The sequence below is a fragment of the Dyella sp. C9 genome, assembly GCF_003332825.1.
Lineage (GTDB): Bacteria > Pseudomonadota > Gammaproteobacteria > Xanthomonadales > Rhodanobacteraceae > Dyella.
Window position 1 is genome coordinate 383,969 of the sequence record NZ_QIRF01000001.1, and the last position, 23,534, is coordinate 407,502.

Here is a 23,534-nt window from a genome sequence, read left to right on the forward strand (position 1 = left end):
CGCATCCAGCGAGATCCGAACATGACGACCACTTCCCTCGACCCCGCATTGATCGACTGGCCCAAGGGTGACGGCCTGGTTCCGGTGATCGTGCAGCACTGGCTTACCGGCGAAGTGCTGATGCTCGGCTACATGAATGCCGAAGCCCTGGCCAGGACGCAATCCAGCGGACAAGTCACCTTCTTCAGTCGCAGCAAGCAGCGTCTTTGGACCAAGGGCGAGAGCTCGGGCAATGTGTTGACGCTCAAATCGCTGCGCATCGACTGCGACGGCGACACGCTGCTCGCCCAGGCCGAACCCGCCGGTCCCACCTGCCATCGTGGCACCAGCAGCTGCTTCGGCGACGAGGTGAGTCCGCCTGCGGGGTTCCTCGCCGAACTCGATGCGCTGGTGGCGCAGCGCCACGCCGAGCGCCCGGAAGGCAGCTACACCACCGGCCTGTTCGAGGGCGGCATCCGGCGCATCGCGCAGAAGGTGGGCGAGGAGGGCGTCGAGACCGCGCTGGCTGCAGTCGTGCAGGATGACCAGGCCCTGCTGGGCGAATCTGCCGACCTGGTGTTCCACCTGCTGGTGGCCTTGCGGGCCAGGGGGCTCGGGCTCGCGGACGTGGCGTCCGTGCTGCGCGCGCGGCACGCCCGGCGTGTTGCGCACTGACGCCGTGAAAAATCGCGATCGTGTGACGTCATAACCTTAAGGACATGTGGTCGGCGTCGCGCGAGCGGATGCCTAGCGCGGCCTTAACGGCCACTGTGTTTGATTCTGCACAGGGCGAACGAAGCACGGGCACGGCGCCAGCGCATGCCGGCGATGGCCGGTAACGCGCGGTGCACCGCGGCCACAGTCGGCGCGTTTGTCGTGAAGACCGTTTTCACCTGGATGGTCCAGCATGGGACAGGCAGGGGGCGAACCGCCGTGGCGGCCCGCCCGATGCAGTACCCGCATTCCGAGGAGCGTGTTTATGGCTGATATCGCGGTAATCGGTGGCGGGGCAGCGGGTGCGGCAGCCTTTGGTGAGCTGCTGGCGTCGTACGAGGCGGGCACGGTGCACTGGATCGTGGGCCAGCAGGCGCCCGGGCGCGGTGTCGCCTACGCCACCAAGGACGATCGCCACCTGCTCAATGTGCGCGCGTCGGGCATGGGCGTGTTCGCTGAGCACGGCGAGGACTTCATCCAGCACGCCTCGCGCCAGCTCGGCCAGGTGAAGGGCACGGATTTCCTGCCGCGACGCATCTTCGGCGACTTCATTCAGGCGCAGGTGGGGGCTCGCATCGACGCGGCGCGCCGGCTGGGCCGCAGCTTCCGCATCTATCCGGAGAACGCGCATGAAGTGCTCGCGCGCGGTGAAGGTGGTTATGCGGTGCGGGTCGGCGAACAGCGCTGGTTGGATGTCGGCCACGTCGTGCTCGCGGTCGGTGCACTGGCGCAGCGTCCGCTGCGCACCGTATCGCACGCAGCGCTGGAAAGCGGCGCATATGAACTCGATCCGTGGCGACTCGACCGGCATGTGCATGCACCGCGCCGCGTGCTGGTGATCGGCACCGGCCTTACCGCCGTCGACACGCTGCTGTCGGCAGCCGAGCGCTGGCCGCACGCCGAGCTGGTGGCGGTGTCGCGCCATGGCTTGTGGCCGTTCACGCATTCGGCGTTGCCGTTGGCCACCTATGCGAGGCAGCAGGCGCTCAATGAGGCCTTGCTCGCCTGCGACGGCGTTGCGCCCATGCTCCGGCTGGTGCGCGCGGCCTTCGATGACGCCACCGAAACCGACTGGCGCAGCATCGTCGACGGCCTGCGACCGATGAACGCGTTGCTGTGGCAGCGGCTCAGCCACGCGCGGCGCCGGCAGTTCCTGCAGCATGCGCGCTGGGTGTGGGAGGCCTCGCGTCATCGCATGGCGCCGGCGTCAGGGCAGGCGATCCACCAGTTGGAAGAAGAGGGCAGGCTGCAGGTGCTGGCCGCCCGCGTGCTGGAAGTGGACGGCACGGCACCGCTGCAGGTCACCCTGCGGGAGCGCGCCACGCAACTGGTGAGCAAGCTGGAGGCCGACCTGGTGGTGCAGGCCACGGGCCTGGATACGGCCGTGGCCTACGGCGCCGATCCACTGCTTTCGCAGCTGCTGCGCGATGGCCTGGCGGTAGCCGATCCACTGCAGCTGGGCGTACTGGCGCAGGCCGACGGCCAGCTGGTGGGTGCCTCGGGCGCCCCGCAGCCGGGCCTGCATGCCATCGGTTCCCTGCTGCGGGGCAACCTCTGGGAGTGCACGGCCATGCCCGAGATACGCGCGACGGCACATCGCCTGGCACTGCAGTTGTCCGCCAGTCGGGCCACTTCGTACGAAGACGTCGGCGAGCTTCCCTGAGCGTATTCCAACGATTCCTGCGCTGATTTTGCGCATGGCCTGTACATGTGGTTATGCCATATTGCGATTTCGTCGCGGCATGCCGAATCGATAGTCTGGCCGTCCGTTCACCCGCAGGAGGCGCCATGAGGAAGCTTTTTCCAGTGCTGCTGGCCATGATGGGCGTGCTGCTCGCCAGCGTGGCCATGGGCAAGGACATCACCTTGCTCAACGTTTCCTACGATCCCACGCGCGAGCTCTATCGCCAGATCAACACGGCCTTCGTGGCGCAGTGGAAGGCGCAGCACGGCGATAGCGTCACCGTCCAGATGTCGCATGGTGGCTCGGGCAAGCAGGCGCGCTCGGTGGTGGATGGTCTGCCGGCCGACGTGGTGACGCTGGCGCTCGGTTACGACATCGATGCGCTTGCCGATCACGGCCTGGTGGCCAAGAACTGGCAGCAGCGGCTGCCCGACAATGCCACGCCGTATACCTCCACCATCGTGTTCCTGGTGCGCAAGGGCAACCCCAAGGGCATCAAGGACTGGGCCGACCTGGTGAAGCCGGGCGTGCAGGTGGTGACGCCCAATCCCAAGTCGTCCGGCGGCGCGCGTTGGAACTTCCTTGCAGCGTGGGGCTACGCCCTGAAGCAGCCGGCTGGCAACGATGACAAGGCCAAGGCCTTCGTGCGCGAGCTGTACAAGCACGTGCCCGTGCTCGACACCGGCGCGCGTGGTGCGACCAACACCTTCGTCCAGCGCGGCATCGGCGACGTGCTGATTGCCTGGGAGAACGAAGCTCTGCTGGCGCGGCAACAGCTGGGCAAGGACAAGTTCGAGATCGTGGTGCCGTCGATCACCATCCTTGCCGAGCCGCCGGTCGCCGTGGTGGATGCGAACGCGGACAAGCACGGCACACGCGCCGTCGCCGAGGCCTATGTGCAGTTCCTGTATTCACCGCAGGGCCAGGAGATCGCGGCGAAGAACTACTATCGCCCGCGCCTGGCCGACGTGGCCGCGCGCTACGCCAGCCAGTTCCCCACCACGCACACGTTCACCGTCGATGAGCTGTTCGGCGGCTGGCGCAAGGCGCAGGCCAGGTTCTTCAATGACGGCGGCGTGTTCGACCAGTTGGGTCCGGGAAGTTGACGCGCATGCGCCAGCGCGTGCTCCCGGGTTTTGGTCTCAGCCTCGGCTACGCGCTGGCCTATCTGGGACTGATCGTCCTGCTGCCCATGGCCGCATTGGCGTGGAAGGCCACCGGCATCGGCCTCGGCGGCATGCTGCACCTGCTCAGTGCGCCGCGCACGCTGGCGGCCCTGCGGTTGAGCGTCGGCGGTGCGCTGGTGGCGGCGCTGGTCAATGTGGTGATCGGCCTGCTGGTGGGCTGGGTGCTGGTGCGTTATCGCTTTCCCGGTCGCCGCCTGTTCGATGCCCTGGTCGATCTTCCCTTTGCGCTGCCCACGGCGGTGGCGGGCATTGCCTTGCCCACGCTGTACGCACCCAATGGCTGGCTGGGCCGTTGGCTGGAGCCGCTGGGCATCAAGGTGGCCTATACCCCCCTGGGCGTGCTCGTGGCGATGGTGTTTGTCGGTTTTCCGTTCGTGGTGCGCACGCTGCAGCCGGTGCTCGCTTCGCTGGAGCGCGATGTGGAGGAGGCTGCCCAGAGCCTGGGGGCGCGCCGATGGCAGACCTTCTTCCGCGTGATCCTGCCGATGCTGGCGCCGACCCTGCTGACGGGTTTTTCGCTGGCGTTGGCGCGAGCAGTGGGTGAATACGGTTCGGTGATCTTCATCGCCGGCAACATTCCGATGCACTCGGAGATCGCTCCGCTGTTGATCGTGCAGAAGCTCGAACAATTCGATTACGCCGGTGCCGCCGCGCTCGGCGTCGCTCTGTTGCTGCTGTCGTTCGCGTTGCTGATCGTGGTGGCGCTGCTGCAGCGCTGGAGCAGTCGTTGGGCGGAGGCGTCGCGATGAATCCGGCGGTGGGCCGACGCAAGCCGGGCCTGACGCGGCGGCTGGTGCGCCTGGCTCTGATCCTGCTGGCGCTGGTCTTCCTGCTGCTGTTCCTGGTGTTGCCGCTCGCCGCCGTGTTCGTCGAGGCGTTCCGGCAGGGCGTGGAGCCGTACCTGGAGTCGATCAGGCAGCCAGAGGCGCTGTCGGCGATACGCCTCACCTTGCTGGTGGCGGCGATTGCCGTGCCGCTGAACGTGGTGTTCGGGGTTGCCGCGGCGTGGGCCATGACGCGCTTCGAGTTTCGCGGCAAGGCCCTGTTGGGTGCCTTGATCGACCTGCCGTTTTCGGTGTCGCCGGTCATCTCGGGCCTGGTCTACGTGCTGCTGTTCGGTGCGCAGGGCTGGTTTGGCCCGTGGCTGGAGGCCCACGGCGTGAAGATTATCTTCGCAGTGCCGGGCCTGGTGCTGGCCACCGTGTTCATCACGCTGCCCTTCGTGGCGCGTGAGCTGATACCGCTGATGCAGTCACAAGGCAGCGAGGAAGAGCAGGCCGCACGCGTGCTTGGCGCCAGCGGCTGGCAGATGTTCTTCCGCGTCACGCTGCCCAACATCCGCTGGGCGCTGCTTTATGGCGTGCTGCTCTGCAATGCCCGGGCGATGGGGGAATTCGGCGCGGTCTCGGTCGTATCCGGGCACATCCGCGGGCTTACCACCACCATGCCGCTGGAAGTGGAGATGCGCTATAACGAATACGACTACGTCGGCGCGTTCGCCGTGGCCTCGCTGCTGGCCTTGCTGGCGCTGCTCACACTCGGCATCAAGACCCTGCTTGAGTGGCGCTATGGCGACGAACTGGCGGCACATGCGCCGGGCGGGCACTGAGGAAGCGGCATGACACTCGAGCTGGCCCATCTTCATCGTCGTTTCGCCGGATTCGGCGCGCTGGACGACGTGAGCCTGAGCATCGCACCCGGCGAATTCCTCGCGCTGCTGGGGCCGTCGGGCTCGGGCAAGACCACGCTGCTGCGCATCCTGGCGGGCCTCGACTATCCCGACAGTGGCTCCGTGCACAGGGACGGCGAGGATTTCCTCGCCACGCCGGCGCGTGAGCGCCGCATCGGCATGGTGTTCCAGCACTACGCGCTGTTTCGCCATCTCACCGTGGTGGAGAACATTGCCTTCGGACTGCGCGTGCGTCCCTGGCGCACGCGTCCTTCCCGCGCCAAGATCCACGAGCAGGTCGATCGATTGCTCGCGCGCGTGCAGTTGGAGGGGCTGGGCGGGCGCTATCCCGCCCAGTTGTCGGGCGGCCAGCGCCAGCGTGTGGCATTGGCACGCGCGCTGGCCGTCGAGCCGGACATGCTGCTGCTGGACGAGCCCTTCGGCGCGCTCGATGCGCAGGTGCGCGTCACCTTGCGGCGTTGGTTGCGCGAGTTGCACGAGGAACTGCAGCTCACCACGGTATTCGTCACCCACGACCAGGAAGAAGCGCTGGAGCTGGCCGACCGCGTCGCCGTGATGAACCAGGGCCGCATCGAGCAGGTCGGCCCGCCCGAGCAGATCTACCAGCAGCCGGCGACGCCGTTCGTGTGCGAATTCATCGGCAAGGTCAATCGCGTCGAGCTGCGTCGAACAGGCGTTGGCCTGGCCGCGGGTGGCTGGATGCCTGAAGGCGATGAGCCTTGGCAAGGGCGATACGCGAAGGCCACCGCTTACATCCGGCCCGAGCAGCTCAGCCTGGTGGTGCCTCCAACGTTGCCTGCGTGGGAGGCGCGCCTGCGCCACGTCTACCTGGCCGGCAGCGTGGCCCATCTGGATCTCTACGTGCCCTCACTCGACCAGACCCTGGAGGCCGATGTGGCCAGTGAGGATCTCTCGCGCCTCGGGCTGCAGGCCGGTCGGGAGTTGCGGATCGCACCGCGCAGTGCGGTGCTGTTTCCGCACGACGGCAGCGGAGCGACGGTCGACCGCGAGCGCTGGATCTGGCTCGAACCCGATCGCGTGCACGCCTGAAGCGCGCGCGGTGTCAGCGCGGCGTGATGGAGTGGGGCGCGTTGGCGGTCGAGGTCGCCGCCTTGAAGGGCACGGGGGCACCCTGGCTGATGTGCTGGCGCCATAACGCCAGTTGCGCGGCGATGCCGGCACCGACGTCCATCTGGGGCTCGGACGGAGTGAGCTTGTCCTTCTGCTCCCACTGAGCGATTTCCCCGGCAGCCTGGCGGTAGGCCTCGATGAAATCCGGCGTGCGGCTCAGTGCGTTGACCAGCCACGCGTGGCCGAAGTAGGTGACGTCCGAATCGGCGCCGCAGCCGAACGAGCTGCGGTCGGCACGCGCGGCGGTGATCACCAGGGTGCCAGGACCGCGCACTTCCGGCACGAAGCCGCCCGAATAGCAGGCATTGACCACCAAGACCTTCCACTTGAACGGGCGCTTGTCGAGGATGTCAGCAAGGTCGGACGCGCCGATCTGGTCCAGTGGCAGCGGGTCCATGTCCACCAGCAGGTTGTGGTCCTCGTCGCCGTGCGTGGTGAGATACAAGAGCAGGATGTCCTCGTCGGGCTTCATCACGCCGGCCAGGCCGTCGAGTGCATCTTCGAGGTTGCTCCAGGTCGCCAGCGGGTGTTGCTCCAGCGTCGCCGGGTTGTTCTCCAGCACCATCACGTGGGTGCCGGCGCCGAACCGCGCGGGAAACATCTTGGCTGCGTACTCGGCTTCGTTGCGGAACACATCCTCGCCGCCGTCGGCAGCAAAGGCCAGCACGTAGAGATTCGGTCGCCCGGCCACGCGCGGGCCAAGCTCGGACACGGCCTTGTGGACCATGCCGCGCTGCGCGTAGATCACCTGTTCGGGCGACGGCGCCTGGTCAGGCCAGTTGTCCGAGGCGGTGCTGTCCTCGTCGTTGCCGCTGGTACTGCTCGGCGCGGGCGCCGACGCGGTGGCTGCCACGTGGCTGCCCGTCGCCTCTGGCTGGCTGGCGGGCGGCGCGTGGTGCGCCAGGCCCAGCATGAGCAGCACACCTGCTGCAAAGGCGAGCAAGGCGGTCAGGGCAGTACGCATGGCGAGGTCTCGGGAGACTCAGAGGACGATGGCGTCGAAGTCGCGGTAGGCGGGATGCCGCGGGGCATCCGGCAGCGTGAGCGGCTCGCGCAGCAGCCAACCGGTGCGCAGGCCCGCGCTACGCGCGGCATCGAGTTCCTCCACGATGTCGGAGAGGAACAGGATATGCGCCGGCTGCTCGCCGATCGCCTCGGCGATCTTTTCGTAAGAAGCGCGCTCGCGCTTGGGGCCGGTCTCGGTATCGAAGTAACCGGAGAACAGCGGCGTCAGGTCGCCTGCCTCGCTGTAGCGGAAGAACAGGATCTGCGCCGGCACCGATCCGGATGAATAGACGTATAGATGCAACCCGTCGGCGCGCCAGGCGTGGAGCCGGGCGGACACCTCGGGATAGAGGTGGGCCTGGTAGTCCCCGGCCTCGTAGCCTTCCTTCCAGATCATGCCCTGCAGCGCCTTCAGCGCGGTGGACTTGCGGTCCTCGTCGATCCAGCGCTGCAGCAGGTCGATGATCTGCTGGCGTGGCGCTTCGACGATGCCCGCCTCCTTGGCGGCCTCATGCAGCCAGTGCTGCACCTCGGGCGTGTCGCCATGGGTTTCGACAAACGCGGGCAGGCGCTTGCGCGCATACGGAAACAGCACGTCCTTGACGAAGCTGATCGAGCTGGTGGTGCCTTCGATGTCGGTGACGATGGCGCGGATGACGGTCATGCGGTAAAGCCAGGGTACGGGGACGCCAAGCTTAACCGGGACAGGGCTTTAGGGGCGAGCGCCAGGGGGCATGGGCATGACGCCGCGCACCTTTTCGCCGGCCTGTAGGAGCGCATCCTGTGCGCGACCAAGGTGGGTGCCCGTCCAACAAAAAGCCCGCCGGATGGGCGGGCTTTGCTGCGATGCCAAGACGGGGCTCCGATGGTCGCGCGCAGGGTGCGCCCGTGCGGCTGGATCAGGCTGCCACGGTCGAGGTGTGCGGCACCATGCGCGGGAAGCGCTCGGCGATGGCCTCGCCGGTGAAGTTGGCCACCCAACCGTCCTTGTTGGTGAACAGGCGGATCGCCACGAAGTAGGGCGCCTCGCTCATGTCGAACCAATGGCGGGTGCCGTCGGGCACGCCGATGAGGTCACCCTGTTCGCACAGCACGTCGTAGACCTTGTCGCCCAGGTGCAGGGTGAACTGGCCGGCACCGGCCACGAAGAAGCGCACCTCGTCCTCGCTGTGGGTGTGTTCGCTGAGGAACTTCTGGCGCAGCGCGGCGCGATCCGGGTGGTCCGGCTTGAGGCTGATGACGTCGACCGACTGGTAGCCTTCTTCGGCCATCAGGCGATCGATGTCGGCGCGATAGGCCGCGATCACTTCGTCCTGGCTGGCGCCCGGGGCGATCGGCTGGCTGGCCTCCCACTGCTCGAACCGCACGCCGACCTTGGCCAGCTCGCTGGCGATATCAGCGTGGTCCTCATGTACCGATAGCGGCGACTGTGGCTGGGTTTCGTTGAAGATGCGCAGGCGGCTCATGCGGACAACCTCCGTAGATCGAGTTCGCAGCCGAGCAGGAATTCCAGCGCCTCCAGGTGGCGGCGTGTCTCGGCCATGTCGCGGCCCCAGGTGTAGATCCCGTGGCCGTTGATGAGATAGGCGTGCAGCGGCTTTCCGGCCTCGAGCCAGGCATCGACCTGGGCCACCAGTTCGGGCATGTGCTGCGTGTTGGGAAACACCGGGATCGACAGTTCGGCATCGTGCGTGGTCTGGCCGGCGATGGCCTTCTGCAGCTCCCAGCCCTCCAGCTTCACTACACCTTCGCGTGCGAACAGGCGCGAGGCCACGCTCTGCGTGCGCGAGTGCGTATGCAGCACCACGTTCATTTCCGGGTAGCGCTGGTAGATCTGCGTGTGCAGCTCGGTTTCCGCGCTCGGGCGCGCCGTCGTGCCGACTGCCTTGCCCTGCATGTCGATCAGCATGATGTCATCGCGCCCCAGCTTGCCCTTGTCGCGGCCGGAGATGGTGATGGCGGCATGCTCGCCATCGATGCGCATCGAGAAGTTGCTGCTGGTCGCGGGCGTCCAGCCGGCCAGTGCCAGTTCGCGCGCCGCGTCGGCGATCGCGTCGGCGCGCTGGGCGAAAAGCTCGGGCGGAATCGTGGCGGGAAGAACCTGGCTCATGAGGTATGGACGTCCAAATGGAGGGGCACTATATCACGCGTGCCACAGAGGGTCTCCGAAAATGCGATCCATTCTCACGACTTATCGCCGCGGCGAGTAGCATTCGGGGTAGTGACCACCACGGGCGTGGTGGGTATGGAAACGCAAGGGACGGAGGTTTCACCCAATGTCGCACGAGAAAGATATCGAATCGCGTCGTCGTTTTCTCAAGGCCGCGGCCGGCACGGCTGCCGCGGCACTGGTGGTCGGCGGGTTGTCTCGCCGGGCGCGCGCCGCCGACCTGCCGCACCTGGCGGAGTCCGATCCCACCGCCAAGGCGCTGGGCTACGTCGAGGATGCGAGCAAGACGACCGATTCGAAGCACAAGGCTGGCGATGCCTGCGCGAACTGCCAGTTCTACTCGGGCGGCCCCACGGGTTTTGGCCCGTGCCAGCTGTTCCCGGGCAAGGCCGTCAGCGCGAAGGGCTGGTGCGTCTCGCACGCCAAGAAAGCCTGAGGCACGTTCGTTAACCACGCAAAGGCCGGCCTTGTGCCGGCCTTTGTTTTTCCCGTGATCCCATCAGGTTATCGCGCAGCATGGACTCGCGGTGCATGCCACGCCCATTCGCATGCGCAATCTCATCGGCGAGGCGCAGCAACGTGAACGCGGTGGACGGATGAGGTGCGCATCGATGCGCTCACCGAGGTCATAACGAACGTTGCGTGCGAAGACTCGAGCCGAAGAACTCGGCGAGTAGAAGATGCTGCCCAGACGCGTCAGGCCGAGGAGCTGACCCGCCTGACGCGCCGGGCGGCAATCCGGGGCCCACTGCCAAGTGATCAACCCACGGAGCACAGATGATACTCCCGGTGGGCTGTTTTGGGGCTGGGCGGCGCCAAAATTTTATCGAAAAAGTCTCGTTAAAATCATAAAAAACAATGACTTGCCGAGAAATTCGAGACTGGCCATCACGAATGATCCGGCGTGGCGGACCATTCATCCTGCCGGGAGGGGGATGCCCTTCCCGGCAGATTCGGCGTGATTCCGGCCATTTGGGCGACGATGCCCGAAATTACTGCTTGATAGCCTTGTGCAGGCGACTGTGGCGAATTCCATAGCCGAAATAGATCGCCAGGCCAACCGCGGTCCAGACGCCCATCAGCAGCCAGTTGAACCAGGACATCGCGCCCAGCAGGGCCAGGCAGCTGAGCACGCCGGCGGGGCAGATCACCCACACCCACGGCACGCGGAAACCGCGATGCAGTTGGGGCGCTGTGTAACGCAGGATCAGCACGCCCGCGCACACCGCCACGAAGGCGATCAGCGTGCCCATGGAGGTCAGGTCGGCCAGCAGGTCGAGCGGGAACACTGCCGCAAGCGCCGCGATGCCGATGCCGGTGATCACCGTGTTGATGTGCGGCGTGCGGTAACGCGGATGGATGCGGTTGAACACGGGCGGCAGCAGGCCGTCACGCGACATGATCATGAAGATGCGCGGCTGCGCGATGATCATCACCAGGATCACCGAGGACAGGCCGATCAGCGCACCGATCTCCACCACCCAGCGCAGCCATTCCAGCTGCGGGTGGTTCTTGATGGCGGTGACCACCGGTTCCGGCGTACCCAACTGCGTATAGGAGATCAGGCCGGTCAGTACCGCGGCCATCGCCAGGTACAGCACGGTGCAGATCACCAGCGACACCAGCGTGCCGAAGGGCAGGTCGCGCTGGGGGTTCTTGCACTCCTGCGCTGCGGTCGAGGTGGCCTCGAAGCCGATGTAGGCAAAGAACACCATTGCCGCGCCGCGCATGATGCCCGACCAGCCGTATTTGCCCGGGCCCTCGTTGGCGGGGATGAACGGGTGCCAGTTGACCGGGTCGATGTAGCGATAGCCGGCGACCACCACGATGATGATCAGGCCGACCTTGAGCGCCACCATCAGCACGTTCAGGCCGGACGACTCACGGATGCCGACGTAGCAGAGCCAGGTGAGCGCCAGCACGATCGCCACCGCGGGCAGGTTCATGATGTGGCCGGTGGTCACCAGGTGGCCATCGGTGAAGGCGAGCGGGGCTTCGGTCAGTGCCTGCGGCAGGTGGATGCCGATGTTGTCGAGCAGGCTGGTGAAGTAGCCGGTCCAACTGGCAGCCACGGCGGACGCCGATATGCCGTACTCCAGCACCATGTTCCAGCCGATGAACCACGCCACCAGTTCACCCAGCGTGGCATAGGCATAGGAGTAGGAGCTGCCCGAGATCGGGATCAGCGTGGCGAACTCGGCGTAGCACAGGGCGGTGAAGCCGCTGCAGATCGCCGCCAGGACGAAGGAGATGAGCACCGCAGGCCCCGCGTGCTCGGCGGCCGCCTGGCCGGTGACCACGAAGATGCCGGTGCCGATGACGGCGCCGATGCCCAGGGCGGTGATGCCCCAGGGACCGAGCGTGCGGCGCAGGGTAGGGCCGTGCGAGGGGTCGTCGGCGTCGGAGAAGTCGGTCTTGCGTGCGAATAGCTGTTTGAGCATGCGTCGGCCTGGTGCTGCGGAAGGCGCGGGAATCAAAACGAGAGGGCCGGCGCTGGGCCGGCCCTCCGTGTCAGGTCAGGAGTTTTGCTTGCGGAGCTTGCTATGGGAATACCCGTAGAAGCCATAGATGAGCATGCCGAAGGTGGTCCAGCCCAGCATCAGCGGCCAGTTGGCGCGGAAGGACTGCCAGAACAGGTACAGGCAGATCGCCGAGCCCAGGATGCTCACCACCCAGATGCCGGGCACGCGGAACGAGCGCGGCAGCTCCGGACGGGTGTAGCGCAGGATCAGCACGCCGATGCACACCGTGGTGAATGCCAGCAGGGTGCCCATCGAGACCAGCTCACCGAGGATGCTCACCGGGAACAGGCCGGCGATCACCAGCGCAGCGACGCCGGCGATCACGGTGGCCACGTGCGGCGTGCGATGCGACGGGTGCACGCGCGACATGGTCTTGGGCAGCAGGCCGTCCTTCGCCATGCTGAAGAAGATGCGCGAGGTGCCCAGCAGCATCACCAGGATCACCGAGGACAGGCCGGCCAGCGCACCGAACGAGACGATGGCCTTCAGCCAGGTCAGCTGCGGGTACAGGCTGAGCGCGGTGGCCACCGGCTCCGGCGTGCCCAGCATGTGGTACGGGGCGATGCCGGTGAGGGTCAGCGCCATGGCGATGTACAGCACGGTGCAGATGAATAGCGAACCGAGGATGCCGATGGGCATGTCGCGCTGCGGGTTCTTGGCCTCGCCGGCGGCGGTGGATACCGCGTCGAAGCCCACATAGGAGAAGAACACCAGCACCGCGGCGCGGAAGATGCCGCTGGTGCCGAAGCGGCCCGGGCCTTCTTCCGGCGGGATGAACGGGTGCCAGTTGGCCGGGTCGATGAAGCGGAATGCGAAGATCAGGAACAGGCCGATCACCACCACCTTGATCGTCACGATCAACGAGTTGACGAAGGTGGACTGAGTGATGCCGCGGTAGCAGAGCAGGGTGAGCGCACTGACGATAAGCACGGCGGGCAGGTTGATCAGTGCGCCGGTGCCGACGATCTGGTGCGTATCGGTGAACTTGAGTGGCGCGCTGGACAGGTAGTCCGGCAATGCCAGGGACAGCCCGGTCCAGTGGCCCAGGATCGATAGGCACTCGTTGAAGTAACCCGACCAGCCCGCTGCCACCGTGGCCACCGCAAACAGGTATTCGAGTACCAGGTTCCAGCCGATGAACCAGGCGACGATCTCGCCCAGCGTGGCATAGGAATAGGCGTAGGCGCTGCCCGAGACCGGGATCATCGCGGCGAACTCGGCGTAGCAGAGGCCGGCGAAGGCACAGGCGATGCCGGCGACGATGAAGCTGATGACGAGTGCAGGGCCGGCGTGTTCGGCGGCGGCCTGGCCGGTGATCACGAAGATACCGGCGCCGATGACTGCGCCGATGCCCAGCATCACCAAGTGACGTGCGGTCAGCACGCGCTTGAGACTGGCTTCGCCTTGCAGGCTGTCATGGGGCAACTCGCCCGCATCGACGTGAGGCGACGCCTGGATCGGATGCGTCGCAAACAGGTTTTTCAGCATGTCTCTCCCCTACCGCCTGTTCTGGTTTCTTCGTTTTTTGAATGCATGGCACCGTGACTTTCGCCACGGTCAAATGCGTCGCTACCCCTGCGACGACAGGCCACCATAGCCCAGCGGGGCGCGGCGGTACAAGTTGCATTGCGGCTAAACAGCGCCCGCCCGCCGGTACGCCGAGACGGCGCCGGTCGGCTCTGAAATAATGTGTGGATACCGCGTGCCGACCCGCGGTTTTCTCCTTCAGGAAGGAATCCGCGATGAGCGCCTTGCTTGCCCAGTTTCAGCACTACGCCGAGCAATGGCCGGAGGAAGGCGACGCCGCGCACTTCGTGGCGCTGCTCGGGGAGGGCGAGAGGGTGTTCCATCGCTCGGCGCTGGAAGGCCACTTCACGGGTTCGGCCTGGCTGGTGAGCGCGGATGGCGAGCGTGTGCTGTTGACCCATCATCGCAAGCTCGATCGCTGGCTGCAGCTGGGCGGTCACGCCGATGGCGATACCGACCTGGCCCGCGTCGCGCTGCGCGAGGCCGAAGAGGAGTCGGGCTTGTCCGGCCTGCATGTGGAGGAGGTGCCGTTCGACCTGGATCGCCATCGCATACCGGCGCGCGCCGCCGAGCCGGAGCATTGGCACTATGACGTGCGCTATGCGGTTCGTGCCGGTGGCAGTGAGCAGTTCGTGGTCAGCGAAGAGTCCCACGCCCTGGCCTGGCGCTCCATCCGCGAGATCGCCAGGGATGCCGGCAGCGACGAATCGTTGCGGCGCATGGCCGCCAAGTGGTTGCGGCGCGGTTGAATCGAAGCGCTGGCCTGCAGGAGCGCACCCTGTGCGCGATGGCCTGGCCTCGCGATTCGCGTTGAGGCATCAGGTCGATGGGGCGAGGGCATGTCGATGGCCCCGGCTTCGTCGCTTGTCGCGCACAGGGTGCGCTCCTTCAGGGGCGACTGGGGCGGCTGCATTCCACGCAGGTGCGCGCTTCAGTCCACCATGGATTGTGCAGCCTGCAGGGTCGGGTCAGGCGTATCTCGCGGGTGCCGGATTGAGGTGGCCGCATTCCACGCAGGTGCGCGCATCGATCGAGCGGTAGAAGCGCTCGAACACCGGCGGGAAGTCGTGCTCGATGCTGTCGAGGGTGAAGTACTCCTCGTAAAGCTTGTGGTTGCAGCGCTCGCAGTACCACAGCAGGCCGTCCTTCTCGCCGGCGAGGCGGCGGCGCTCGATCACCAGGCCGATGGAGTCGGGCAGGCGTTGCGGCGAATGCGGTACGCAGGGCGGAAGGTAGAACAGTTCACCGGCGCGGATCGGTATGTCGCGTGGCCTGCCGGCGTCCTGCACCTTCAGCACCATTTCGCCTTCGAGTTGATAGAAAAACTCGGGGCCTTCGTCGTAGTGGTAATCGGTGCGGGCATTGGGGCCGCCGACGATCATGATGATGAAGTCGCCATCGACGATGCATTTGTTGCCGACGGGTGGCTTAAGCAGGTGACGGTGTTCGTCGATCCAGCGCTTCAGGTCGATCGGTGGCAGCAGGGACATGGTGCGTTCCGGCGAGGCAATGCCTTCAAGATAGCGTCGTGGGTGGTGCAGGGGGAAGCCTGGTCAGTCGGTCCAGCGGCCAGTGTCCACGATGGCCTGCAGGCGCGTTCGCTGGGCGGACACGTCCAGGTCCTCGGCGCGGATCCAGGCCTCGTTGTAATACGTGTCGCGGTAGCGCTCGCCATCGTCGCAGATCAGGGTTACCACCGGCCCGCGTTCCCCGCTGGCGCTCAATTCGGCCATCAATTGCAGCGCGCCGACCAGGTTGGTGCCCGTGGAGCCGCCACAGCGCCGGCCCAGCAAGCCCTCCAATAGTTGGAGGGCTGCGATGGAGGCCGCATCGGGGACCTGCAGCATGCGGTCGATCACCCCTGGCATGAATGAAGGTTCCACCCGCGGTCGGCCGATGCCTTCGATGCGCGAGCCCCGCGTGAGCTGCCGCCGCGCGTCACCGTGGCGGTAGTAGTCGTAGAACACCGAATACTCCGGATCGACCACGGCCAGGCGAGCCAGGCCATGCTGGCCGCAGCGGTAGCGGATGTAGCGGCCGATGGTGGCCGAGGTGCCCCCGGTGCCGGCCGGCACCACGATCCAGCGTGGCTCCGGGTCGGGCTCGCGCTGCATTTGGCGGAAAATGGACTCGGCGATGTTGTTGTTGCCACGCCAGTCGGTGGCGCGTTCGGCGTAGGTGAACTGGTCCATGTAATGGCCACCCAGTTCGCTGGCCAGGCGTTGTGCGGCGCCATAGACATCGGTGTCGTCGATGAAGTGGCAGTGCCCGCCGAAGAACTCGATCTGGGCGACCTTGTCGCGTGAGGTGCTGCGCGGCATTACCGCGAAGAACGGCAGGTCGAGCAGGCGGGCGAAATAGGCCTCGGAAATCGCGGTGCTGCCACTGGATGCCTCGACCACCGGGCGCGCCTCGTCCAGCCAGCCGTTGCAGATGGCGTAGAGGAACAGCGAGCGCGCCAGCCGGTGTTTGAGGCTGCCGGTGGGATGGACGGATTCGTCCTTGAGATAGAGCGGGATGCCGGGAAAGGCGGGCAGGTCCAGCCGGATCAGGTGGGTATCGGCCGAGCGGTGTGCTTCGGCCTCGAGGGTTTGAACAGCGCGGCGAGTCCAGGCGGCATGCATCCGGCAAGTCTAGCCGCCGGGTGTGAGTGGGGCGTTGACGTGCGTCAGTGCCGTCTTTTCTTCCTCTCCCCTCGGGGAGAGGATCGAGGTGAGGGGGTACTCGCGGCAGACTTACAAAGAAACGGGCTCGAACGAGCCTTCTCGCAAGAATGGCCCCTCACCCCAGCCCTCTCCCCGTGGGGGAGAGGGAGGAGACGCCGGCTCAGGCCTCCAGCGTCGCCAGGTCGCCCTTTTCTTCCAGCCATGCCTTGCGGTCGCTGGCGCGCTTCTTGGCCAGCAGCATGTCCATCAGCTTGGCCGTGCCGTCGTCACCTTCCACGGTGAGCTGCACCAGGCGGCGGGTGTCCGGGTGGATGGTCGATTCGCGCAACTGCGCGGGGTTCATCTCGCCCAGGCCCTTGAAGCGGGTGGTGCTGACCTGGCCCTTCATCTTTTCGCGCTCGATGCGCTGGAGCAGGGCGGTCTTCTCGTTCTCGTCCAGGCAATAGAACACCTGCTTGCCCACGTCCACGCGGAACAGCGGGGGCATCGCCACGAACACATGGCCGTCGCGCACCAGGGCCGGGAAGTGCTTGAGGAACAGCGCGCTCAGCAGGGTGGCGATGTGCAGGCCGTCGGAGTCGGCGTCGGCGAGGATGATCACCTTGCCGTAGCGCAGGCCCGAGAGATCGTCCTTGCCCGGATCGCAGCCGATCGCCACGGCGAGGTTGTGCACTTCTTCGGAAGCGAGCACCGAGCCCGATTCCACTTCCCAGGTGTTGAGGATCTTGCCGCGCAGCGGAAGGATCGCCTGGAATTCCTTGTCGCGCGCCTGCTTGGCGCTGCCGCCGGCCGAGTCGCCTTCCACCAGGAACAGCTCGGTGCGGGAAAGGTCGGTGGCAGTGCAGTCGGCCAGCTTGCCGGGCAGGGCGGGGCCCTGGGTGATCTTCTTGCGCACCACCTGCTTGGCTGCCTTCAGGCGCGCGCTGGCGCGTTCGATGGCGAGCTGGGCGATGCGCTCGCCGAGGTCCACGTGCTGGTTGAGCCACAGGCTGAAGGCATCGTGGATGACGCCTTCGACCATGCCGGCGGCGTTGCGCGAGGACAGGCGTTCCTTGGTCTGGCCGGCGAACTGCGGATCCTGCAGCTTGGCCGACAGCACGAAGGCCAGGCGCTCCCACACGTCTTCCGGCGCCAGCTTGACGCCGCGTGGCAGCAGGTTGCGGATGTCGCAGAACTCGCGGATGGCATTGGTGAGGCCCGAGCGCAGGCCGTTCACGTGGGTGCCGCCCTGTGCGGTAGGAATCAGGTTGACGTAGCTCTCCTGCACCAGCTCGCCTTCCGGCACCCAGGCCAGGGCCACGTCGAGGCCGTCGGCCTCGCGCTGCACGTGGTGCACGAACAGTTCGGCCGGGATCGCCTCGGCGCCGGACAGCTCGTCGCGCAGGTAATCGCGCAGGCCGTCCTCGTAGTACCACTCGTTGACGTCGCCAGTGGCCTCGTCGACCAGCTTCACGCTCAAGCCCGCGCACAGCACGGCCTTGGCGCGCAGCAGGTGGCGCAGCTTGCCCAGCGAGATCTTCGGCGAATCGAAGTACTTGGGGTCGGCCCAGAAGCGCACCGTGGTGCCGGTCTTCTTCTTGGGCACCGTGCCGATCACTTCGAGTTCGCTGGCGCGGTCGCCGTTCTCGAAGGCCATGCGGTATTCGTTGCCGTCGCGGCGGATGGTCACTTCCACGCGATTGGACAGCGCGTTGACCACCGACACGCCCACGCCGTGCAGGCCGCCGGAGAAGTTGTAGTTCTTGCCGGAGAACTTGCCGCCCGCATGCAGGCGGGTGAGGATCAGCTCGACGCCGGGGACGCCTTCTTCCGGATGGATGTCCACCGGCATGCCGCGCCCGTCGTCGGTGACTTCCACCGAGCCGTCGGTATGCACGATCACTTCGATGGACTTGGCGTGGCCGGCCAGGGCCTCGTCCACCGAGTTGTCGATCACTTCCTGCGCCAGGTGGTTCGGGCGGGAGGTGTCCGTATACATGCCGGGGCGGCGCTTGACCGGGTCAAGGCCGGAGAGGACTTCAATGTCGGCGGCGTTGTAGCGACTGCTCATGCGGAGGGACCAACTTGGGTTAAGCGCGGGAGGATGGGTTGCCCGGGCGGGCAGGTCAAGCGTTCCCGGGCTGCTGAACTATCTATATGTGTAGGAGCGCACCCTGGGCGCGACCGCCCGCCGGAATGGGCGCGCCATGGCGGGCCGCCGGGTGCAGGGATGGCCTCAGGCCAGGGGGGCGCAATGGCGCTCCAGCCAGGCCAAGTCCGCGTCCTCGAGCAAGGGTGCCAGGGCCGCCCGCACGGTGGCGTGATAGTCGTCCAGCCAGGCGCGTTCCTCCGGGTTGAGCAGGCTGGGCTCCAGCGCACGGCGGTCGAACGGGCACAGGGTAAGGGTCTCGAAGGCGTAGAACTCGCCGAACTCGGTCTGGTCGGCCTCGATCACCACCGCCAGGTTTTCGTGGCGGATGCCGTGGCGGCCCGGCTTGTACAGGCCGGGCTCGATCGAACTGATCATGCCCGGCTCCAGCGGCACCAGGGTGGCGCCGGAAACCGGCGGCCGGATGCCCTGTGGGCCTTCGTGCACGTTGAGGAAGTAGCCCACGCCATGGCCGGTGCCGTGGCCGAAGTCCATGCCGCTGGCCCACAGCGGCGCGCGCGCCAGCGCGTCGAGCTGCGGCCCGCTGGCGCCCTTGGGGAAGCGGGCGCGGCTGAGGCCGATCATGCCCTTCATCACCAGGGTGGCGTCCCGGCGCTGCTCGGCAGTGGTCTCGCCCAACGCCAGCACGCGGGTGATGTCGGTGGTGCCGCCCAGGTACTGGCCACCCGAATCGACCAGCAGCAGGCCCTCGGCCTTCAGCGCGCTGTGCGCCTCGGACGTGGCACGGTAGTGCGGCAGCGCGCCGTTGGCCATGTAGCCGGCAATGGTGGAGAAACTCTCGCCAACGAAATCGGGCTGCGCGGAGCGCTCTTCCAGCAGCAGGCTGTCCACGTCCAGCTCGGTCTGGCGCATGCCGGCGGTGACACGTTCCTCCAGTCGGCGGAACGCGCGAACCAGGGCCGCGCCGTCACGGCGCATCGTCTCGCGGATGTGGTCCAGCTCGGCCTCGCTCTTGCGCGCCTTGGACAGGGTGGAGGGGTTGGCCGTCTCGACCAGGTCCACCTCGGGCGGGATGGCCGCAGCCACCGACACCACCACGCGGGCGGGGTCGAGCAGCAGGCGATCGTGCTGGCCCAGTGCGGCCAGCGCGCCGGCAATGGCCGCATAGTCGGCCACGCGAACCTCGTCGGCGGCGAGTGTGGCGACCAGTGCCTCGTCGAGCTTGCCGCGACCCACGAACAGCGTCGCGGGGCCCTCAGCCTGCACCAGAAGGTGGGCGAGGAACACCGGGTTGCACTCCACATCGCTGCCGCGCAGGTTGGTGAGCCAGGCGATGTCGTCCAGGCTGGACACCAGGTGGTGAGTGGCGCCGAGCTTGCGCATGGCCGTGCGCAGGCGGCCGAGCTTGTCGCTGCGCGGCTGCACGGCGTAGCGCAGGGCGTGTTCGAACACCGGCGCTGCGGGCAGGGCGGGGCGATCGGGCCAGATCATGCCGGGCAGGTCGAGATCCGTGCGCACCGCCGCGCCGGACTCGCCAAGGCGGCGTGCCAGTGCGCGTGCCGTGCCCAGCGCAACGCTGTCTCCGGCCACGGCCAGTGTCTGACCTGCCTGCAGGTGCTCGCGCAGCCATTCGATATGTTCGGGAGCATGCGCCACGCGCTGCTTCATCAGCGCGATGCCGGTGCCGGCCAGCTGCTGGGTCGCCTGGTCGAAGTAACGGCCGTCCGTCCACACGCCGGCGTGGTGCATGGTGACCACCAGCGTACCCGCCGAACCGGTGAAGCCCGACAGCCATGCGCGCGCCTGCCAGTGTCCGGGCAGGTACTCGGACAGGTGCGGGTCGGCGCTGGGGATCATGCAGGCGGCAACGTCATGCTGCTGCATGGCTTGTCGCAGGGCGATGAGCTTGGAGGATGCAGTGTGGTTCATCGACGCATGGTAACAGGGCGCCGGATGAGCTCACTTTCTGCTCGGATTCGACTAAAGGCGGCCAAAAAATCGGGTGCTGGCTCTTGCATTTCCATGTCAAGTCGCCGCAGTCGCCTGCGCAAGAATTTTCAACTGCGGCATTGTGTCTCAAAGTTGTTCAAACCTGCGCGCAACGTCGCTACCATGCCGCGTCCCCACGCAGGTCTCAGGTTGTCTGTGAATATGCATGCCCTTCTTTCGCGCTTGCGCTACGCAGGCGTAGGCGCCGCTGTGCTGCTCAGTGGTTGCAACATGGAAGTCCTCACCCCCAAGGGTGACATCGGCTCCCATGAGAAGTCCCTCATCCTGATCGCGCTGGGCCTGATGGCCATCGTGGCGATCCCGGTCATTGCGATGACGCTGTGGTTCGCCTGGCGCTACCGTTCGTCCAACAAGCAGGCCACCTACGCGCCGAACTGGTCGCACTCGACCAAGATCGAGGTGGTGGTGTGGACCATCCCGGCCATCATCATCGTGATCCTGGCCGTCATCACCTGGACCAGTTCGCATGCGCTGGATCCGTACAAGCCGCTGGAGTCCGAGGCCAAGCCGGTGACGGTGCAGGTCGTCTCGATGGACTGGAAGTGGCTGTTCGTCTATCCGGAGTACGGGGTGGCCTCGGTCAATGAGCTGGTGATGCCGGTCGACCGCCCGGTGAATTTCCAGATCACCTCCGACTCGGTGATGAACGCCTTCTTCATTCCGCAGCTGGGCAGCCAGATCTACGCCATGGCCGGCATGGAGACCAAGCTGCACCTGATCGCGCGCGAGCAGGGCACCTATGCGGGCCTGTCGTCGAACTTCAGCGGCGAAGGCTTCTCGGACATGCACTTCAAGGCCATCGCCACCTCCGAGGACGGCTTCAAGGATTGGATCGCCAAGGCCAAGGCCACCCAGGCGACGCTCGACGACGACAGCTACAAGGCGCTGGCGCAGCCCAGCGAGAAGGTGCCGGTTGCCTACTACGGCAACGTGGCGCCGAACCTGTTCGTCGGCGTGATCAACAAGCACATGGGCGAGATGTCGCATGACTCCATGCACGGCGAGATGCCGATGGACATGCCGCACGACGCGCCGCAGGACAGCATGCAGGGCATGCAGATGGACATGCACCACAACGAAGGCGGGGACGCGGTGTCCTCGAACATCACCCCGGCCAAGGCAGAGAAGTAAGCCATGTTTGGAAAGCTCACCCTTGACGCGATTCCCTATCACGAGCCGATCGTGATGGTGACGCTCGCCGCCGTCCTGCTGGGCGGCCTGGCGACGCTCGCTGCTCTTACCAAGTTCCGTCTGTGGGGCTACCTGTGGAAGGAATGGTTCACCTCGGTGGACCACAAGAAGATCGGCATCATGTACATCATCGTGGCGCTGGTCATGCTGCTGCGCGGCTTTGCCGACGCCATCATGATGCGCCTGCAGCAGGCCATGGCCGCGGGTGAATCCGCCGGCTACCTGCCGCCGCACCATTTCGACCAGGTGTTCACCGCCCACGGCGTGATCATGATCTTCTTCGTGGCCATGCCGTTCATCACTGGCCTGATGAACCTGGTGGTGCCGCTGCAGATCGGTGCGCGCGACGTGGCCTATCCGTTCCTGAACTCGCTCAGCTTCTGGCTGTTCGTGTCGGGCGTGGTGCTGGTCATGATGTCGCTGTTCATCGGCGACTTCGCGGCGACCGGCTGGCTGGCCTACCCGCCGCTGTCGGGGCTGAAGTACAGCCCGACGGTGGGTGTCGACTACTACATATGGTCACTGCAGTTGTCCGGTCTCGGCACCACGCTGAGCGGCATCAACTTCATCGTCACCATCATGAAGATGCGCGCCCCCGGCATGACCATGATGAAGATGCCGGTGTTCACCTGGACCGCGCTGGTCACCAACATCCTGATCGTGGCCGCGTTCCCGATCCTCACGGTGACCCTGGCGCTGCTCACCGCCGACCGCTACCTCGACACGCACTTCTTCACGAACGAGCTTGGCGGCAACGCCATGATGTACGTGAACATGATCTGGATCTGGGGCCACCCGGAGGTGTACATCCTGATCCTGCCGTGCTTCGGCGCGTACTCGGAAATCGTCGCCACGTTCTCCAAGAAGCCGCTGTTCGGCTACAAGTCGATGGTCTACGCCACCTCGTGCATCGGCGTGCTGTCGTTCGTGGTGTGGCTGCACCACTTCTTCACCATGGGTTCGGGCGCCAGCGTCAATGCCTTCTTCGGCATCACGACGATGATCATCTCGGTGCCCACCGGCGCGAAGCTGTTCAACTGGCTGTTCACCATGTACCGCGGCCGCGTGGACTTCAACGTGCCGATGCTGTGGACGGTGGGCTTCATGGTGACCTTCGTCATCGGCGGCGTCACCGGCGTGCTGATGGCGGTGCCGGGCGCGGACTTCGTGCTGCACAACAGCGTGTTCCTGATCGCGCACTTCCACAACGTGATCATCGGCGGCGTGGTGTTCGGCGTGTTCGCGGCGATCAACTACTGGTTCCCGAAGGCCTTCGGCTTCCGCCTCAATGAGTTCTGGGGCAAGGCTTCGTTCTGGTGCTGGCTGGTCGGCTTCTATCTCGCCTTCATGCCGCTGTACGTGCTGGGCCTGAAGGGCATGACCCGCCGCATGAACCATTACGCCAATCCCGATTGGCAGCCGTACCTGATCGTGGCTGCGCTGGGCGCGGCGGTGATCGCGCTGGGCATCTTCTGCACCCTCGTGCAGTTCTATGTCTCGATCCGCGACCGCAAGAAGCTCACCGATCCCAGCGGCGACCCGTGGGGTGGCCGCACCCTGGAGTGGGCGATCAGCTCGCCCGCGCCGTTCTACAACTTCGCCATCGTTCCCCAGATCCGCGAGCTGGACCAGTTCTGGGAAGACAAACAAAACGGAGTCGCCTACGTGCAACCTGCCAAGTACGAAGCTATCCATATGCCCCGCAACACCGGCGTCGGTGTGGTCATGGGCGCGTTCGGTACGGTCCTGGGCTTTGCGCTCGTGTGGCACATCTGGTGGCTGGCGGCCGTCGGCCTGCTGGGCATGATCGGTGCCTTCATCGCCCGCGCCTACGACAACGACATCGATTACTGGGTGCCGGCGGAAGAGGTCGAGAAGATCGAGCGTTCGCGCCACGCCCAGCTCAAGCAGTTCCAGACCACGCAGGTGGCCCCGGTGGCGGCTCCCTCGCGCCAGAAGGTGGCTTAAC

At 66.1% G+C, this 23,534-nt stretch carries 20 protein-coding genes; 10 read left to right on the top strand and 10 right to left on the bottom strand.

All coding sequences use genetic code 11. The annotated features are described in order from the left end of the window. Window positions 1–21 precede the first annotated feature (21 nt). The 6 genes from hisIE to DVU99_RS01765 all read left to right on the top strand — a co-directional run bounded on the left by hisIE (window position 22) and on the right by DVU99_RS01765 (window position 6,304). Window positions 22–654: a bifunctional phosphoribosyl-AMP cyclohydrolase/phosphoribosyl-ATP diphosphatase HisIE gene (gene hisIE, locus DVU99_RS01740; protein ID WP_114238478.1), complete on the top strand. Its 633-nt coding sequence runs from the start codon at window positions 22–24 to the stop codon at window positions 652–654. A 304-nt stretch (window positions 655–958) separates the two neighbouring features. Next, window positions 959–2,356, top strand: a complete 1,398-nt coding sequence (locus tag DVU99_RS01745; RefSeq protein WP_198670151.1) for an FAD/NAD(P)-binding protein — start codon at window positions 959–961, stop codon at window positions 2,354–2,356. A 125-nt stretch (window positions 2,357–2,481) separates the two neighbouring features. Next, a complete protein-coding gene (locus tag DVU99_RS01750; protein WP_114238480.1) occupies window positions 2,482–3,483 on the top strand; it encodes a sulfate ABC transporter substrate-binding protein in 1,002 nt (333 codons plus the stop codon). 5 nt (window positions 3,484–3,488) lie between these two features. Continuing rightward, window positions 3,489–4,313, top strand: coding sequence for a sulfate ABC transporter permease subunit CysT (gene cysT / locus DVU99_RS01755; protein WP_114238601.1), 825 nt, complete (start codon window positions 3,489–3,491; stop codon window positions 4,311–4,313). After that, a complete protein-coding gene (gene cysW, locus DVU99_RS01760; RefSeq protein WP_114238481.1) occupies window positions 4,310–5,173 on the top strand; it encodes a sulfate ABC transporter permease subunit CysW in 864 nt (287 codons plus the stop codon). The genes cysT and cysW overlap by 4 nt, the downstream gene beginning before the upstream one ends. A 9-nt stretch (window positions 5,174–5,182) precedes the next feature. Continuing rightward, window positions 5,183–6,304 carry a sulfate/molybdate ABC transporter ATP-binding protein gene (locus DVU99_RS01765; protein ID WP_114238482.1) on the top strand — a complete coding sequence of 374 codons (1,122 nt, stop codon included), beginning with the start codon at window positions 5,183–5,185 and terminating at the stop codon, window positions 6,302–6,304. A gap of 13 nt (window positions 6,305–6,317) precedes the next feature. On the opposite strand, the gene DVU99_RS01770 is transcribed toward DVU99_RS01765, so the two are convergent. The 4 genes from DVU99_RS01770 to DVU99_RS01785 all read right to left on the bottom strand — a co-directional run bounded on the left by DVU99_RS01770 (window position 6,318) and on the right by DVU99_RS01785 (window position 9,500). Further along, window positions 6,318–7,349, bottom strand: a complete 1,032-nt coding sequence (locus DVU99_RS01770) for a C13 family peptidase (RefSeq protein ID WP_114238483.1) — start codon at window positions 7,347–7,349, stop codon at window positions 6,318–6,320. Window positions 7,350–7,367: 18 nt separating this feature from the next. After that, a complete protein-coding gene (gene mtnC, locus DVU99_RS01775; RefSeq protein WP_114238484.1) occupies window positions 7,368–8,054 on the bottom strand; it encodes an acireductone synthase in 687 nt (228 codons plus the stop codon). 235 nt (window positions 8,055–8,289) lie between these two features. Continuing rightward, the gene (locus tag DVU99_RS01780) at window positions 8,290–8,856 is read right to left on the bottom strand and encodes an acireductone dioxygenase (RefSeq protein WP_114238485.1); all 567 of its coding nucleotides are present in this window, start codon (window positions 8,854–8,856) and stop codon (window positions 8,290–8,292) included. Continuing rightward, window positions 8,853–9,500 (bottom strand): methylthioribulose 1-phosphate dehydratase, encoded by a 648-nt coding sequence (locus tag DVU99_RS01785; protein ID WP_114238486.1) that lies wholly within the window; start codon window positions 9,498–9,500, stop codon window positions 8,853–8,855. The genes DVU99_RS01780 and DVU99_RS01785 overlap by 4 nt, the downstream gene beginning before the upstream one ends. A 166-nt stretch (window positions 9,501–9,666) precedes the next feature. On the opposite strand from DVU99_RS01785, the gene DVU99_RS01790 reads away from it, so the two are divergent. Beyond that, window positions 9,667–9,996: a high-potential iron-sulfur protein gene (locus DVU99_RS01790; RefSeq protein WP_114238487.1), complete on the top strand. Its 330-nt coding sequence runs from the start codon at window positions 9,667–9,669 to the stop codon at window positions 9,994–9,996. A 556-nt stretch (window positions 9,997–10,552) separates the two neighbouring features. Here DVU99_RS01790 and DVU99_RS01795 read toward each other — a convergent pair. Both DVU99_RS01795 and DVU99_RS01800 read right to left on the bottom strand, forming a co-directional pair. Beyond that, window positions 10,553–12,001, bottom strand: a complete 1,449-nt coding sequence (locus DVU99_RS01795; protein ID WP_114238488.1) for an amino acid permease — start codon at window positions 11,999–12,001, stop codon at window positions 10,553–10,555. A 75-nt stretch (window positions 12,002–12,076) separates the two neighbouring features. Then, window positions 12,077–13,570, bottom strand: coding sequence for an amino acid permease (locus tag DVU99_RS01800; RefSeq protein WP_114238489.1), 1,494 nt, complete (start codon window positions 13,568–13,570; stop codon window positions 12,077–12,079). Window positions 13,571–13,824: 254 nt separating this feature from the next. Here DVU99_RS01800 and DVU99_RS01805 point away from each other — a divergent pair, with 254 nt between their 5' ends. After that, window positions 13,825–14,358 (top strand): NUDIX hydrolase, encoded by a 534-nt coding sequence (locus DVU99_RS01805; protein ID WP_114238490.1) that lies wholly within the window; start codon window positions 13,825–13,827, stop codon window positions 14,356–14,358. A gap of 219 nt (window positions 14,359–14,577) precedes the next feature. Here the strand turns inward: DVU99_RS01805 and DVU99_RS01810 are convergent, their stop codons facing one another. From DVU99_RS01810 to DVU99_RS01825, 4 genes are all read right to left on the bottom strand, one after another. Then, window positions 14,578–15,099: a 3-hydroxyanthranilate 3,4-dioxygenase gene (locus tag DVU99_RS01810; protein ID WP_114238491.1), complete on the bottom strand. Its 522-nt coding sequence runs from the start codon at window positions 15,097–15,099 to the stop codon at window positions 14,578–14,580. Between the two features lie 63 nt (window positions 15,100–15,162). Beyond that, a complete protein-coding gene (locus DVU99_RS01815; RefSeq protein WP_114238492.1) occupies window positions 15,163–16,233 on the bottom strand; it encodes a PLP-dependent cysteine synthase family protein in 1,071 nt (356 codons plus the stop codon). 202 nt (window positions 16,234–16,435) lie between these two features. After that, a complete protein-coding gene (gene parE, locus DVU99_RS01820; RefSeq protein WP_114238493.1) occupies window positions 16,436–18,325 on the bottom strand; it encodes a DNA topoisomerase IV subunit B in 1,890 nt (629 codons plus the stop codon). A gap of 165 nt (window positions 18,326–18,490) precedes the next feature. Beyond that, window positions 18,491–20,293 (bottom strand): aminopeptidase P family protein, encoded by a 1,803-nt coding sequence (locus DVU99_RS01825; protein ID WP_114238494.1) that lies wholly within the window; start codon window positions 20,291–20,293, stop codon window positions 18,491–18,493. 222 nt (window positions 20,294–20,515) lie between these two features. Between DVU99_RS01825 and cyoA the strand changes: the two genes are divergently transcribed. Then, entirely contained in the window at window positions 20,516–21,505 is a 990-nt protein-coding gene (gene cyoA / locus DVU99_RS01830; protein ID WP_114238495.1) for a ubiquinol oxidase subunit II, read from the top strand. Between the two features lie 3 nt (window positions 21,506–21,508). Further along, a complete protein-coding gene (gene cyoB / locus DVU99_RS01835) occupies window positions 21,509–23,533 on the top strand; it encodes a cytochrome o ubiquinol oxidase subunit I (protein WP_114238496.1) in 2,025 nt (674 codons plus the stop codon). Window position 23,534: the final 1 nt, after the last annotated feature.